Origin of the sequence: Frankia sp. EI5c (assembly GCF_001636565.1) — a bacterium.
In the GTDB taxonomy this organism is placed as follows: Bacteria; Actinomycetota; Actinomycetes; order Frankiales; family Frankiaceae; genus Parafrankia.
The window spans coordinates 1-14290 of record NZ_LRTK01000039.1; the positions used below are offsets into that span (position 1 = coordinate 1).

13 protein-coding genes and 6 pseudogenes are annotated in these 14290 nt (G+C 71.3%); 11 read left to right on the plus strand and 8 right to left on the minus strand.

Features of this window, described 5'->3' with window-relative positions; translation table 11 throughout:
• Positions 1 to 711 precede the first annotated feature (711 nt).
• On the plus strand, positions 712 to 2121 hold the full coding sequence (locus tag UG55_RS18205) for a glycosyltransferase (RefSeq protein ID WP_083986951.1): 1410 nt from the start codon (positions 712 to 714) through the stop codon (positions 2119 to 2121).
• A 72-nt stretch (positions 2122 to 2193) separates the two neighbouring features.
• Here UG55_RS18205 and UG55_RS18210 read toward each other — a convergent pair whose 3' ends face one another.
• Positions 2194 to 3192 carry an aldo/keto reductase gene (locus tag UG55_RS18210; protein ID WP_066070701.1) on the minus strand — a complete coding sequence of 333 codons (999 nt, stop codon included), beginning with the start codon at positions 3190 to 3192 and terminating at the stop codon, positions 2194 to 2196.
• Between the two features lie 134 nt (positions 3193 to 3326).
• Here UG55_RS18210 and UG55_RS38540 point away from each other — a divergent pair.
• The 3 genes and pseudogenes from UG55_RS38540 to UG55_RS38550 form a co-directional block, all read left to right on the plus strand.
• Positions 3327 to 3698, plus strand: a 372-nt coding sequence (locus UG55_RS38540) for a helix-turn-helix transcriptional regulator (protein ID WP_242424710.1), incomplete at its 3' end; no start/stop codon positions are given.
• Position 3699: 1 nt separating this feature from the next.
• Positions 3700 to 3809: pseudogene (locus tag UG55_RS38545) on the plus strand (transcriptional regulator); the annotation flags it as partial.
• Position 3810: 1 nt separating this feature from the next.
• A pseudogene (locus UG55_RS38550) lies at positions 3811 to 4181 on the plus strand (transcriptional regulator); the annotation flags it as partial.
• 9 nt (positions 4182 to 4190) lie between these two features.
• Here the strand turns inward: UG55_RS38550 and UG55_RS18220 are convergent.
• Positions 4191 to 4601: a hypothetical protein gene (locus UG55_RS18220; protein WP_066070560.1), complete on the minus strand. Its 411-nt coding sequence runs from the start codon at positions 4599 to 4601 to the stop codon at positions 4191 to 4193.
• A 2119-nt stretch (positions 4602 to 6720) separates the two neighbouring features.
• Between UG55_RS18220 and UG55_RS18230 the strand changes: the two genes are divergently transcribed.
• Positions 6721 to 7500 (plus strand): S-methyl-5'-thioadenosine phosphorylase, encoded by a 780-nt coding sequence (locus UG55_RS18230; protein WP_066070566.1) that lies wholly within the window; start codon positions 6721 to 6723, stop codon positions 7498 to 7500.
• On the opposite strand, the gene UG55_RS28690 is transcribed toward UG55_RS18230, so the two are convergent.
• Positions 7480 to 7689 (minus strand): hypothetical protein, encoded by a 210-nt coding sequence (locus tag UG55_RS28690; protein ID WP_128423063.1) that lies wholly within the window; start codon positions 7687 to 7689, stop codon positions 7480 to 7482. The two genes, UG55_RS18230 and UG55_RS28690, sit on opposite strands and share 21 nt — an antisense overlap.
• On the opposite strand from UG55_RS28690, the gene UG55_RS18235 reads away from it, so the two are divergent.
• From UG55_RS18235 to UG55_RS38555, 4 genes and pseudogenes are all read left to right on the plus strand, one after another.
• Positions 7622 to 8713 carry a molybdopterin-dependent oxidoreductase gene (locus UG55_RS18235; protein ID WP_066070568.1) on the plus strand — a complete coding sequence of 364 codons (1092 nt, stop codon included), beginning with the start codon at positions 7622 to 7624 and terminating at the stop codon, positions 8711 to 8713. The two genes, UG55_RS28690 and UG55_RS18235, sit on opposite strands and share 68 nt — an antisense overlap.
• Before the next feature lie 13 nt (positions 8714 to 8726).
• Positions 8727 to 9089: an NAD(P)-dependent oxidoreductase gene (locus tag UG55_RS18240; RefSeq protein WP_066070571.1), complete on the plus strand. Its 363-nt coding sequence runs from the start codon at positions 8727 to 8729 to the stop codon at positions 9087 to 9089.
• 84 nt (positions 9090 to 9173) lie between these two features.
• The coding region (locus UG55_RS18245; RefSeq protein WP_242424712.1) for a VOC family protein at positions 9174 to 9541 on the plus strand (368 nt) is incomplete at its 3' end.
• 1 nt (position 9542) lies between these two features.
• Positions 9543 to 9611: pseudogene (locus UG55_RS38555) on the plus strand (VOC family protein); the annotation flags it as partial.
• A gap of 79 nt (positions 9612 to 9690) precedes the next feature.
• On the opposite strand, the pseudogene UG55_RS38560 reads toward UG55_RS38555, so the two are convergent.
• The 5 genes and pseudogenes from UG55_RS38560 to UG55_RS18265 form a co-directional block, all read right to left on the minus strand.
• A pseudogene (locus tag UG55_RS38560) lies at positions 9691 to 9853 on the minus strand (gluconokinase); the annotation flags it as partial.
• Between the two features lies 1 nt (position 9854).
• A pseudogene (locus UG55_RS38565) lies at positions 9855 to 10191 on the minus strand (gluconokinase); the annotation flags it as partial.
• Positions 10192 to 10201: 10 nt separating this feature from the next.
• Positions 10202 to 11380, minus strand: a complete 1179-nt coding sequence (locus tag UG55_RS18255; RefSeq protein WP_066070580.1) for an RNA polymerase sigma factor — start codon at positions 11378 to 11380, stop codon at positions 10202 to 10204.
• Entirely contained in the window at positions 11377 to 11784 is a 408-nt protein-coding gene (locus UG55_RS18260; protein ID WP_066070582.1) for a YciI family protein, read from the minus strand. Before UG55_RS18260 ends, UG55_RS18255 begins: the two co-directional genes overlap by 4 nt.
• Before the next feature lie 208 nt (positions 11785 to 11992).
• On the minus strand, positions 11993 to 13207 hold the full coding sequence (locus UG55_RS18265; protein WP_066070704.1) for an amidohydrolase family protein: 1215 nt from the start codon (positions 13205 to 13207) through the stop codon (positions 11993 to 11995).
• Positions 13208 to 13398: 191 nt separating this feature from the next.
• Here UG55_RS18265 and UG55_RS38570 point away from each other — a divergent pair.
• The coding region (locus UG55_RS38570; RefSeq protein ID WP_242424713.1) for a M50 family metallopeptidase at positions 13399 to 13677 on the plus strand (279 nt) is incomplete at its 3' end.
• Position 13678: 1 nt separating this feature from the next.
• Positions 13679 to 14103: pseudogene (locus UG55_RS38575) on the plus strand (M50 family metallopeptidase); the annotation flags it as partial.
• Between the last annotated feature and the right edge of the window lie 187 nt (positions 14104 to 14290).

Genomic DNA, 14290 nt, shown 5'->3' on the forward strand with positions numbered 1-14290 from the left:
GGCACCCAGGGCTTCCAAGGCGGCACCGGCCCCCAGGGCTTCCAAGGCTTCCAAGGCGGCACCGGCCCCCAAGGCACCCAAGGCTTCCAGGGAGCGCAGGGAGCGCAGGGAGCGCAGGGAGCGCAGGGAGCGAGCGTGGGGGCTCAATCCACGATCGTCACGGCCTCCGGCACCGGCTCGGTAAATGCCTCATGTCCGGCTGGGCAATTCGCCATCGGGGGTGGCGCGGCTGCGGGAGCTCCGCTGGGCGTTGTCGCGATCACCCGTTCGGCGCCCATCGGGGGATCGCCGGCGACGGGTTGGCAGGGGAGCGCATCCGCGGGTGTTCCGGTCACCGTTTATGCAGTCTGTGCGCCATAGATCATAAAAATGCGAAATCTAGCCGGGAATCGCTGAGGGGTGCGGTGATACCGCGTGGCGGTACCACCGCCTTCGCCCGGGCGGGGATACCGTCCGCATGGCTGCCGGCGCCCGTGACCCGTCGACCGATCGCCTCGCCTGAGACCGAGCGTCTGCCCGCCGGAGAGATTCCTACCACCAAAGCGCTTAGCTGGCCGGCGAGATCATGCCGAATTGCCCGGATCCGGGCCAACCGGATCCTTCGCCAAGCCTGGTGACAATGATTTTCTCGTCGAGCGTGCAGGTAAGGGGACGGCAGCGCGAAGGGTCCGAGCCACCGCTTACCGATCGCGCTTCGAAGAGGTACGAAAGATGCCGTCACCAACACCCAGGTTTTCCGTTTTCACCCCCAGCCATCGCCCCCGGTACCTCGATGAGTGCCTGGAGACCCTGCGCGCTCAGACCCGGTCGGACTGGGAGTGGATCGTGCTGCTGAACGGTGGCGCCCGCTGGCGCCCGGAGTCGCCGGACGACCGCGTGCGAGTGGAGATAGCGGACGGCATCAGTGGGGTTGGGGCCGCCAAGCGGCGGGCCTGCGAGCTTGCCCGTGGCGAGATCCTCGTGGAGCTTGACCACGATGACCTGCTCGCACGGGACTGCCTGGCTGAACTCGCCAGAGCTTTCGACGAGAACCCGGAAGCCGTCCTCGCCTACAGTAATACCGCTCAGATAACGGCGGACGGCGGCCGGGACGACAGCCGGTTCGACGCGAGACACGGCTGGCGGTTCGAGGAAGTGGCCGTGGACGGCCGCCGTCTCCTGCAGGCGGTCTCGATGGCACCGACACCACACAACATCGCGTACATCTGGTATGCCCCGAACCACGTACGCGCATTCCGGCGAGAAGTCTACGAGAAAATCGGAGGATACGACGCCAGCCGCACGGTGCTGGACGATCAGGATCTCATGTGCCGCCTCTTCCAGGCCGGCGAGTTTCATCGGATACCGCGATGCCTGTACCTTCAGCGCGTACACGGCCACAATACGCAACGGGAGGCGGAGATAAATGCGCGCATCCAGCAGGAGACCGTTGCCCTCTATGACAGGTACATCGAGGCCAACGCGCTGGCCTGGGCCGCCCGCCGCGGTCTGCTGGCATTGGATCTAGGTGCGGCGCACCGTAAGCCACCCGGCTACCTGGGGGTTGATCAGCATCCGGGGCACGGGGTCGACATCGTCGCGAGTCTCCCTGAGCCGCTCGACCTTCCGGCCAGCTCGGTCGGCGTAATCAGGGCAGTGGACTTCCTGGAGCACGTGCAGGCGAAGGTTCCTCTGATCAACGAGCTGTACCGCCTGTTGGCCCCAGGCGGCATGCTGCTCACGCTGACCCCGAGTTCCGACGGCCGCGGCGCCTACCAGGACCCGACCCACATTTCTTTCTACAACGAGAATTCGTTCTGGTACTACACCGACGATCAGTATCGCGCGTTCGTACCCCAGATCCAGGCCCGTTTCCAGAGTTCTCGGTTGGTCACCTACTTCCCGTCCGACTGGCACGCGGCCAACAACATCCCCTACGTGGCGGCCAACCTCATCGCGCTCAAGGACGGGGCCGAGCGGTGCGGGGGTCCATTGCTGTGCGCTCCCCGGGCACCGCTGTCGATCGAGCAGTCGACCATGACGGAATCAACCCTCGCGGCACCGGCCGGCACGGAACCGGCCGGCACGGAACCGGCCGGCAGGGAGGTGGCCGGCAGGGAGGTGGCGGAGGCAGGATCTTGACGATTCGGGCGCGGACCGGCGACCCGGGGCTCGACGGCTGCGGCCTGGAGCGCGGAGTTCCCCGTGCCGCGGTCAGTTCCCTGTCCCGAGGCTGGCCATGAACGCCGACGGATAGCGGTCGCCGCGCGCGGCGCCCACCGGGACGGCCTTCTCGATCTCGGCGAGGTCGGCCGCGCTGAGGCTCAGCTCGGCCGCGGGCAGCGCCTCCGCCAGCCGCTCACGGCGGCGGGCGCCGACCAGCGGCACGATGTCGTCGCCCTGGGCGGCCACCCAGGCAATGACCAGCTGGGCGACTGTGCAGTCCCTGGCCTCGGCGACCCGGCGCAGCGCCTCGACCAGGGCGAGGTTGTGTTCCACGTTCCCGTTCGAGAACCTCGGGCTCAGGCCGCGGATGTCTCCGGGGCCGGCGACGTGGCCGGCGGTCCAGTGCCCTGAGATCAGGCCGCGGCCGAGGACTCCGTAGGCGGTCAGGCCGATGCCCAGCTCCCGCAGCGTTGGCAGGACGTCCGCCTCGACCGCGCGTGACAGGATCGAGTACTCGATCTGCAGATCGGCGATCGGGTGCACGGCGTGGGCCCGGCGGATCGTCTCGGCGTCGACCTCCGAGAGCCCGATGTACCGCACATACCCGGCGTCGATCATCTCCTTGATCGCGCCCACGGTCTCCTCGATCGGCACCCCCTGGTCCAGCCGAGCGGGCCGGTAGATGTCGATGTGATCGATGCCCAGCCTGGTCAGCGAGTAGGCCAGGAAGTTCCGCACCGCTTCGGGCCGGCTGTCCTGCCCGCCGAAGGCGTGACCCGGCCCCCGCAGCTGGCCGAACTTGACGCTCAGCAGGTAACTGTCCCGGTCCCGGCCGCGCAGCGCCTCACCGAGCAGCAACTCGTTGTGCCCCATCGCGTAGAAGTCGCCGGTGTCGATGAGCGTGATGCCGGCCTCCAGCGCGGCGTGCACCGTGGCGATGCTCTCCGCCCGGTCGGCCGGCCCGTAGGCGCCGCCCGACATACCCATCGCGCCCAGCCCCAGCGCGGAGACTTCCGGCCCGCTGCTGCCCAGCTTTCGTGTCCGCATCGTGTTCTCCCGTTCCGCTTCGTCGTTGCTGTCGTCACCACCCTGTGCCGGCGCCGGGACGTTTGGGAGCGGAGCGTTCATCGTGGGAGCGCCACTCCCTGGATCCGGTCGCCGGCCCGACGGAACATGAGGGCATGCAGCGTGCCGAGCTCGCCGACTTCCTGCGCCGCCGCCGCGAGACGATCCGCCCCGCCGTGGTCGGTATCGCCGACGGTCCCCGGCGCCGCACCTCCGGCCTGCGCCGGGAGGAGGTGGCGATGCTCGCCGGCATGTCGGTCGACTACGTAGTACGCCTTGAGCAGGGCCGCAGCAGCCAGCCGTCGACGCAGCTGCTCGGCGCGCTGGCCCGGGCGTTGCGCCTCTCGGACGACGAACGCGACCATCTGTTCCACCTGGCCGGCCACCGGCCACCGCCCGCTGACGGGGTGGCGCGGCTGGCTCGCGCCGGCCTGGTGCGCCTGCTCGACCTGCTGGGTGACACCCCGGCGCTGGTGCTGTCCGATCTGNGGGAGATTCTGGCCCAGAACCGGGCGTCCTTCCTACTGATGGGCGATCACACCACCCACTCCGGCGACCGGCGTTACCTCGTCTACCGCTGGTTCACCGATCCCGCCGCCNGCGCCGTCTGCCCACCCGAGGAGCAGGAGAACCACGCCCGGCTGATGGTGGCCGACCTGCGCGCGGCTGCCGGCCGGCGGTCCGGTGATCCCGTGGTCGCCGGGCTGATCGAACGGCTGCGCACCGCGAGCGCCGACTTCCGCCGGCTGTGGGCCGAGCACGAGGTGGCGGTTCGGCGCGCCGACCGCAAGACCTTCCCGCATCCACGGGTGGGCCCGCTGCTGATGGACTGCGAAACCCTGGTCACCCCCGACCAGGGTCAGCAGCTGCTGGTGCTCACGCCGGCGAACGACGAGGCCCGCGAGCGGCTGGAGCTGCTGCTTGTACTAGGCGTCGAGGAGTTCCAACGAGAGGGGACGACTGTCCCGTGAGCGGCCGGTTCACGTATGCGTGGTCGCCGGTGGCTCGTTCATCCGCCGAATGATGATCGGCGCGTCGCCGTAGCGCGCCCGGACCGCGGCCGGGAGGCGGTCCCCGGCGGGACCGCCGACTTCGACACCGGTCCCGTCGTGACGCGAGGCCACCGACCAGATCGGCAGGCCGCGGTCCCGCCAGTACGGGAGATCGGCCTGGATGCGCGCGGCGAGGGCGGCGAGTTCGGCCCAGGTGTGCGGGGCGTCCTGGAACACGACGGGGACGCCGCCCGCCACGGCACGCACGGCGTTGTCGAGGTCGCCTCCCGGGCGGCGGTAGACCACGAGGGTCGCACCGGATACGGCGACGCCCGCGTACTGCGCGGGGTGCCTCGAGCCGATCTCCGCCACCCGGGCGGCGGCCTCAGCCCTCGACACTCGTTTCCCCTCTCCGCCGTGCCCCGGCCCGCGAGAGCGGGTTCCCCGGCCGTGCTGACGGGCACGGGGAACCCGCTCTCACGCATTTTCTGTTACCAGATGGTGACACCGTAGGCGGCACCGTAGTACGCGATGCTGTCCGCGAACGGGAAGTGCCAGGAGATGGTTGACTGGCCTACCGCGGAGCCACAGCGCAGGCCTGTTCCATAAAGCACGGCGCCACTGGTGACGCCTTCGGCCCTGTTCGGGCTGCCGGGCACGTAGTTCGCGCCGCCCGAGTCGCCCTTCTCGACACAGGCCGAGTGCCGGGTCAGGCCATAGACCGTGTTGACACCGTCAAAGGTGACCGTCTCGTCCTTCGCCGTTATGTACCCGCAGGTGAGCTTCGTTTTGATGCCCGACTTGCAGAGGTAGGTTCCCACGGGGGCGTCGGTGNAGCCGGAGACGCTGATGAATCCGCCGTTGGACGGGTTGGTGTCGATCCAGGGGCCCTGCCACCAGTACGACGGGTTGGTCGCCTCGACGAGGGCGTCGTCGTACGACGGGAACCAGCGTGACTTCACCACTCCGAAGGTGTTTCCGCCCTGCCCGGTCACCGTCTGGTTCAGGCTGACGCAGTGGCCGGCGGTCAGCAGGTAGCCNTTTCCGGTCGAGGGGTTACGCAGGTTGAACCCGGCGGAGCAGGAGGTGCCGTTGATCTGGTCGCCGCCGTCCATCCAGTCCGCCGCCGTGGTCGGTGCCGCCGGCAGGTACTCGACGCGCACCGCGTCGCCGTACTTCTTCGTCAGGCTGGCCTGGGTCTCACCCGCGAGCCTGTCCCTGACCACGGAGACGACGACGCTGCTGGTCGTCGGGTCGATGTGCCAGCCGGCCAGGCCCTGGACAGCGGGTTGCGCCTTCTCCCCGGGCGCCCTGCTCTCGGCCTTCGCCGGCGCCCTGCCGGCGAGCGTGTCGAGGTCAGCGACGATGGACTCGAGTGCACCGTAGCTGCGCGGGACGACCTTGGGCCGCGCGCCGAGCTCGGTGACCTTCGCGGCGCCGCTCTCCGCCGTGATGCCCACGACCAGCTGGCCCGACTCGGTGTCGATCCAGGATCCGCCGAAGCTGGACCCGAGCGTGGCGCGCACCTGGCCGTCGATCTCGATGGCCTTCGCCTGCTGGGCCAGCCGCGCCCTCGCCTGCGGCTCGGTCAGGCCGAGGTCTCGCTGCAGCGCGGCGAGCACTTCGGCTGCCGGCCCGTCGGCTCCCCGGTCTCCCGGCCGAGCCCCGGACGACGCGGGGGCGCCGCCGGGTGCCCCCTGTGCCGGCAGCGCGACCGCGGTCCACGACACCGCCGCGCAGACCGTCACCATGGTCACGGCGCCCACCCGCGACCACGGTCTCCTTTTGCCAGTTCTCTCCATGCCGTTTCCCTCACAGCTTCCGCGAGAAATTCATCCAGTTGGTTTCCGCGACTTCGCGTCCGCCGGGTGGTTTCTTTTCGAGGTGACGGCATGGCTGGGTTCAGGAACCGGCCGCCGCACGGTTTCCCGCTCCGCGAGAAACGAGGCCGGCGCCGCGGTGGTTGCGGTATTCTCGGGATGCAGCGTAACCGGGGTGGCCGCGACGGCACGGGAGGCGGCGGGCGTTGTCCAGTCGGATCGCGGACAGCCTTCGGCCTATTCAGTGAGCCTTTTCGATTCCGCCGGATTCGACGGATGCCGCGGCCCGCCGGCGGGACGACGAGCCGCGGCGGCGGGTCGAGCGGAGGCCGCGAACCGGAGGCGGCGGCGGAAGTTCTTACGGACCGCGGACGGTTTCGGGCGTCCCGGTGCCCTGCCCCTTCGCCGGGGATAGCTTCACTCCGTCTTCCCCGCGGCCGACCGGCCGGGCCGTCCTTTCACCGCCCGGCCCGACCGACCCGGCCGGCCCGACGTGCCGACGCACCAGCACCGGCGGGACGGGTGGATCCGCGGGGACTTTCCGAAGGCGGCACGGAGCGGGAGGCGACGGCATGACGACGACAGAGGTCGCGGCGGATGAGCCAGCAACGACCGAGGCTGCGGCGGCTGCGGCAACGACTGCGGCTGCGGCTGCGGCAGCGGCAGCAAGGACCGAGGCCGCGGCGGCTGAGATCGCGGTGATCGGCGGAACCGGCCTGTACTCCTTTCTCCCGGACGCGACCGACGTCACGGTGACCACCCCGTACGGTGAGCCGAGCGACCCGATCGCCGTCGGCACGCTGGACGGGCGCCGGGTCGCCTTCCTGGCGCGGCACGGCCGCGACCACCGGTTCCCGGCGCATCGGGTGAACTACCGGGCGAACCTCTGGGCGCTGCGCGGCCTCGGGGTACGGCAGGTGATCGCGCCCGCGGCGGTGGGGTCGCTGCGGGCTGATCTCGGCCCGGGCACGTTCCTCCTGCCTAACCAGCTGGTCGACCGCACATCCGGGCGGGTGGGAACGTTCTACGACGACGGCGCCGTGCACGTCTCGTTCGCCGATCCCTACTGCCCGGCGGGGCGGATGTCGGTACTCAAGGCCGGAGCCGGCCTCGGCCTGGACGTCGTCGACGGCGGGACGATGGTCGTCGTGCCGGGGCCCCGGTTCTCCACCCGGGCGGAGTCCCGTTACTTCGCCGCCCAGGGGTGGTCCGTCGTCAACATGACCGGTCACCCGGAGGCGGCGCTCGCCCGTGAACTCGCGCTGTGCTACACGCCGATCGCGCTCGTCACCGACTACGACGCCGGTCTTCACGGGGAGGCGACGGTCACCCAGGCCGACGTTCTCGAGGTCTTCGCGCATTCCGTCGACGTCCTGCGCGAGCTCGTCCGCCGCGCGCTGGCCGCGCTGCCGAGGGCCAGGGTGTGCGCCTGCCCCGCCGCCCTCGACGGCATGAAGCTACCCTTCGTGCTTCCCTGACGACCGGCCCCACGCACCCCGGCGGCGGATGACCGCGGCGCTGGCGACGACCACCGCCGCCAGCGCGTAGCCGCCCGGCCGGGCGACGGCGTCCGGAACGCACGACCCCAGGGTCGCGGCACTGCTGGGGCTCTGGCTGGGTGTCGTCTTCACGATCGCGTTCCTGACCGGGTTGGTCTCCCACTTCATGCAGCACCCACCCGGCTGGCTGTACTGGTCCGCGCGGCCGGTCTGGTTCTACCGCCTGACCCAGGGCCTGCACGTGGCGAGCGGGCTGGCCTGTGTGCCGCTGCTGCTGGCGAAGCTGTGGACGGTCTACCCGCGGCTGTGGGAGTGGCCGCCGGTGCGGACGGTCGCGCAGGCGCTGGAGCGGATCTCGATCATCCCGCTCGTGGCCGGCTCGGTGTCCCAGCTCGCCACCGGCGTCGCGAACATCGCGCAGTGGTACCCGTTCGGGTTCTTCTTCACCGTCACCCACTACTGGGTCGCCTGGATGACCATCGGGGCGCTGCTGGTGCACATCGCGGCGAAACTTGCCGTGGTGCGGGCGAACGTGGGCCGGCGCCGCGCCGAGCGGGCCGGGCCGACGGACCGGCTCAGCCTGCCGGAACAGGGCGGGGACGGACTGACCAGGCGCGGGTTCGGCATCGCGGTCGGCGCGGCGGCCGGCGTCGTCACCGTCACCACCGCGGGCCAGTTCGTGCCCGGTCTGGCGGGCACGGTGCTGCTCGCCCCGCGCAGGCCCACGGCCGGCCCGCAGCGGCTGCCGGTGAACCGGACCGCCGCGGCGGCCGGTGTGACGGTCACCGCCCGGGATCCCGGCTACCTGCTGGAAGTCGTGGGACCGCGGCCGTTCTCGGTGACGCTGGCGGAGCTGCACGCCCTCCCCCGGAGCACCGCGCGACTGCCGATCACCTGCGTCGAGGGCTGGGCGGCGGACGCCACCTGGGGTGGGGTGCGCCTGCGTGACCTGCTCGACCGGGCCGCGATCCCGGCGGACGCGACGGTCCGCGTGCAGTCGCTGGAGGCCCGCGGCGGCTACCGGGCGAGCGAAGTCGACCCGCCGCATGCCCGTGACCCGCTGACCCTTCTGGCGACCATGGTCAACGGCGAACCGCTCGACCTCGACCACGGGTACCCGGCCAGGCTGATCGCGCCGAACCGGCCGGGGGTCCTCCAGACGAAGTGGGTGCACCGGGTGGTGATGCTGTGATGATCCGCCGACCGTGGACGCCTCGCCGTCGTCGCGCTCGTTCGGAGACAACTTCGGAGACCGCTTCGTGCACGTGGCCGATGTGGCCCAGGCCAACCTGCTGGCGCTGGGGCTGGGGCCGGCGGTGGCCGTCCCGGGGCGGCTGCGCGCCTTCAACATCGGTAGCGGGCAGCCGAACACGATCGGTGAGGTGGCCCGGCAGCTGTCCCGGGCCTGCGGTGGTCCGCCGCCGGTGGTCACCGGCCGCTACCGGGCGGCCGACGTGCGGCACATCGTCGCCTCCTCCGCGCTGGCCGGGCGGGTGCTCGGCTACACGCCGACCGTCGACCTCGCCGCGGGCATCGACTCGTTCGCCAGCGCCCCGCTGCGGGCCTGATCAGGCGATCCGCGCCTCCCCCACCGAGCCCGCCCTGGTGGATTGCGGAACGATCCTGTCCGCGATGGGTGGGAGCCTGGAACCATGACACGCGAAGTACAGATCACCTTCGACTGCGTCGACCCGGGCCGGCTGGCCGTCTTCTGGGCCGAGGCCCTCGGTTACCGGCTGCAGGACCCGCCCGGTGGTTTCGCCTCCTGGGAGCAGGCCCTTGATGCGCTGGGCGTGCCACCCGAGCGGCGCAACGACGCCTCGGCGGTGGTCGACCCCGCGGGTTCCGGTCCACGGTTGTTCTTCCAGCGGGTGCCCGAGCCCAGGCAGGCCAAGAACCGCGTGCACCTCGATGTGCGAGCGGCCCCCGGGCTCGACGGCGACGCGCGGATGGCGGCCCTGGAGGCGGAGGCCGAGCGGCTCGCCTCGCACGGCGCCACCCGGCTGCGGCGCCACGAGCCNACTCCCCCGCTGGGCGCCGGTCACATCGTGATGGCCGATCCCGAGGGCAACGAGTTCTGCCTCGACTGAGGTCCGCACCGCTCTCGAGGTCGGGCCGCGGTCGAGCGCGGTCGGGGCGTGGTCGGGCGCGGCCGAGTCGGGCCTGCGCTCAGGCCGGGCCTCCGGGAGCCCGGGTGCGGCCCAGGTGCACCAGTTGGTCGGTGAGCTCGTCGGCGGACAGCCTGCCGTCGAGGGTCACGCCCTCGCCGGGCGCGAGGGGCTCAAGCACGGCCAGCTGCGAGTCGAGGAGCGCGGCGGGCATCCAGTGGCCCNGGCGTTCGGCCAGGCGCTTCCGCAGATCCCCCGCCGGCACGCTGATGTGCACGAACAGCACGCCACCCGCCGTCCGCAGCAGGTCACGGTAGGCGCGTCGCAGCGCCGAGCAGGCGACGACACCGTCCGCGTTCTCCGCCATCCAGGACCGGACCAGCCGCAGCCACGGCCACCGGTCGTCGTCGGTGAGCGCGATCCCGGCCGCCATCTTCGCGCGGTTGGCCGGCGGGTGCAGGTCATCCCCCTCCAGAAAGGGGCGTCCCAGCCGGCCCGCCGCGGCCGACGCGAGGGTGGACTTCCCGCAGCCGCTCACACCCATGACCACGATCCGGCTCATCCGTTCCCGCTCATCCGGAGAAGTCCCGCGGCCGGTGCCCGTGGTGGGCGTTGAGCCGGGCGGCCTGGCGGGTCAGGTGGTCGCGTTCGGCGAGGTTGGGTGCCTTCCGGGCCGCCTCGGCGTAGAGCCGGGCAGCCCTGGCCGGGTCCCCGTCGCGTTCGTGCAGATACGCCGCCACCGCCGCGTGGCGGGGCAGGGAGTCGTCCAGCTCGGCGAGGGCCGCCAGGCCCGCACGCGGCCCGTCGGCCTCACCGACGGCCACCGCGCGGTTGAGGCGGACGACCGGGCTGGCCGTCAGGCGGGCGAGTTCGTCGTACCACTCGACGATCTGCACCCAGTCGGTCTCCTCGGCGGTGGGCGCGTCCGCGTGGAGTGCCGCGATGGCGGCCTGGGCCTGGAACTCGCCCAGCCGGTCACGGGCGAGCGCCGCCTGCAGGATCTCGACACCCTCGGCGATCGCCCCGGTGTCCCAGCGGCCGCGGTCCTGCTCGGCGAGCGGCACCAGACTGCCGTCGGACGCGGTCCGGGCGGCACGCCGGGCGTGGTGCAGCAGCATGAGGGCGAGCAGGCCCGTCACCTCGGGATGGTCGATCACGGCCGCGAGCTGCCGGGTGAGCCGGATCGCCTCGGCGGCGAGGTCGACGTCGCCGGAGTAGCCCTCGTTGAACACCAGGTAGAGGACGCGCAGCACGGTGGCGACGTCGCCGGGCTGGTCGAACCGCACGCCGGCGACGATGCGCTTCGCCCGGCTGATGCGCTGCGCCATCGTCGCCTCGGGCACCAGGTAGGCCCGGGCGATCTGGCGGGTGGTCAGCCCGCCGACGGCGCGCAGTGTGAGGGCGACCGCCGACGACGGCGTCAGTGACGGGTGGGCGCACAGGAAGTACAGCTGGAGGGTGTCGTCCAGTTCGGGCACCGGCCCGGGCGCCGGTTCCTCGCCGACGAGCTCCTCGCGCCGGCGGCGGGAGGAGTCCGCCCGGGTGGCGTCGAGGAACCGGCGCCAGGCCACCGTGACCAGCCAGCCCTTCGGGTCCCGCGGGGGGTCGGCCGGCCAGACGCGCAGCGCCTCCACCAGCGCGTCCTGGGTGGCGTCCTCGGCCGCCGCGAAGTCGGCTCCGCGGCGGACGAGGATCCCGAGCACGCCTGGCAGGAGGCCCCGGAGCAGGGCCGCGTCCGCCTGGGAGGTCACTCGCTGATGGTGGGCGGCTCGGTCAGGAACGGACGCAGCTCGAGCCACTCGTGGATCGGCTTCCCGCCCGCCCCGGGGGCCGCCGACAGCTCCCCGGCCAGCTCGACGGCACGCTCGTAGCTGTCGACGTCGATCACCATCCAGCCGGCGATGAGGTCCTTCGTCTCGGCGAAGGGGCCGTCGGTGACCGGTGGGCGGCCCTCGCCGTCATACCGGACGAACGTGCCCTCGGGGGCGAGTGCCTGGGCGTCGACGAACTCGCCGGTTCCCTCCAGCCGGGCCGCGAAGTCGTTCATGTACCGCACGTGGTCCGAGATCTCCGCCGGCGTCCACCGGTCCATCGGCACGTCGTTCACCGCGGCCGGGGCGCCGCGGTAGTGCTTGAGCAGCAGGTACTTGGCCATGTGGTTGCTCCTCGGTGCTGGTGCGACCCCATTGTGGTCGCCTTCAGCACGGGGACGGAGCCAGCCACCGGTTCTCGACATCACCGCCCGAAGTTTCTTCGGCCGACCTTCCCCTCGCCGCCCCGCCCCTCGCCGCCCCGCCCCTCAGCGGTCCCGCCCCTCGGCGGCCCCGCCCCTCGGCGGCTCTGCCCCTCGGCCGTGCCGTCCCTCAGCCGGGGAGGCTGATCGACGGCCACTCGCTGCCCTGCGGGAGCGGGTGGCGGAACAACTTGGCGGCGTTGCCGCCGGCGATCATCACGGCCTCGTGCCGCGGGAGGTCGGCGAAGCGCTTGCGCAGCAGGTCCTGGGAGCGCGGCCAGGTCGAGTCGGCGTGCGGGTAGTCCGTCTCGAAGAGGATGTGGTCGATGCCGATCATGTGGCGCTGGTCGAGGGTGCCGGGGTCGTCGAGCATGCAGAAGTAGAAGTTGCGGCGCAGCGCCTCGCTGGGCGTCACGTCGTACGTCCACGGGCTGCCGCCGCTGCCGGAGTGTTCCAGCACGTAGTCCAGGCGGTTGATCGCCATCGGCACCCACCCGATGCCGCCCTCGCTCAGGGCGATCTTGAGGTCGGGGTACAGGGCCGGGATGCCCGCCCACACCCAGTCGATGGCCGCGCAGTACGCGCCCGCCGGGAACAGCGAGGTCTGCACGTTGAGACCGCCGCCGGGCGAGCCCTGCAGGACGAAACCGCTCGCGCCGCAGTGCAGCGAGATGACCGTGTCGGTCTCCTCGCACGCCTTGAAGAAGGGCTCCCAGTGCTGGTGGTTGGTGATCGGCGGGAGCTTGAGCAGGTGCGGCGACTCAAGGAAGGACACCGAGGTGAAGCCCAGCTCGGCGTTGCGGCGGATCTCCTCGGCGGCGATCTTCGGGTCCTTCAGCCAGGGCAGCTGCATCGGGATGAAGCGTTCCGGGTACGCGCCGTGCCACTCCTCCAGCATCCAGCTGTTCCACGCCCGGATCGCCGCGAGGCCGACCTCGGTGTCGTTGTTCATCGACAGCACCCGGCCGGTGAAGCCCCACGCCCCCGACGGGAAGCACAGCGAGGCCCAGATGCCGTCGAGGTCCATGTCCCGCACCCGGGCGTGGACGTCCCACGCCGCCCGGCGCATCTCGCTGAAGTTCAGCGGGTCGAGGTTCCACTCGGACTGCGGGCGGCCGGCGACGACACTCATGCCGTTGTCGCGGTAGAGCCGGTCCCGGTAGAGCCAGGCCTCCGACCCGTCCGGCGTCGTGATGACCTGCGGGGCGTAGTCGCGCAGCTTCGCCGGGAAACGCTTGACGAAGACGTCGGCGGGCTCGGTGAGGTGGTCATCGACCGAGACGATCGAGAAGCTGCGTTCCTGTGCCTCGGGGTCTGGAAGCAGCTGCCAGTTCGGCCTCGGCATCATGCGCTCCTGGTTCTCACCGGTCGGACGCGCCCGCGTTGTTCGCGAGCGCTCACTTTCTAGAATCCTAGCCGCACTCCCCCGCGACGGACACCGTTCCGCCGGGGCTCGCCGCCGGCGAATGCGACAGTTCCCCTCCTCCCCTCGCGCTTTGTGAGCAACCATGCTCGAAGAGGGACGGGGGTCTCGGGATGGACGCCGATCAGGCACACCTGTTGGTTTCCGCGGCCGCCGTGCATCTGGAGCCCTCGTTCGAGGTCGGGCTCGCATCCGGCCTGTGCGCCCTTCTGCTCGTCGCGGCCCGGCCGCTGTGGAACCGCACGGGCCACCTCGACACCGCGGTGCACGAGGGCGGGCACGCCCTGCTGGCCTTCCTGCTGAACCGCGCGTTCCTGTCCGTCCGGCTCGAACGGAACCAGAGCGGCGTCACGTCCTACTACGGGCCGGCGCGCGGCCTCGGCCGTCTGATCNTCGCGGCCGCCGGCTACACGGCGCCCTCGGTAGCCGGCCTCGCCGCCGCGGGGCTGCTGTCGACCGGGAACGTCACCGCGACCCTCATACTCACCGGGCTCGCGGTCGCCAGCCTCGCCCTGGTGATCGAGAACGCCTTCGGCTGCCTGGTCACCGTCGTCCTGCTGGCGCTGACGGCGCTGGTCGCGACCACGGCACCCCCCGGACTGCAGTTGTTCGTCGCCTGCACGGCGAGCTGGTTCCTGCTCATCGCCGCGATCCGGTCGCTCGGCATCCTCCGGCGAGTCCGGCGGTTCTCCAGATCCACCGATGCCGACACCCTGGCCTCGCTGACACATCTGCCGGCGACCGTGTGGGTGGCGGTCTTCTACCTCATCGACGTCTACTGCCTGCTGTTCGGCGGCCGGCTTCTCCTCGGGAGTTGACAGCCAGGGCAGGAGACGACCCCCACCGGGTACCAGTGATTCCGAGCCCGTCACCATGCTATTCGTGGCAAAGCGGTTCAAGGCTCCGATAGTGCGCACTTCTCCGATAGCGCGCATTACCCCGAGATGCGTACAACGACCCCCCGGATCGCTATCGTCGATATTTCCGTGAGCCCGGGGGGACACT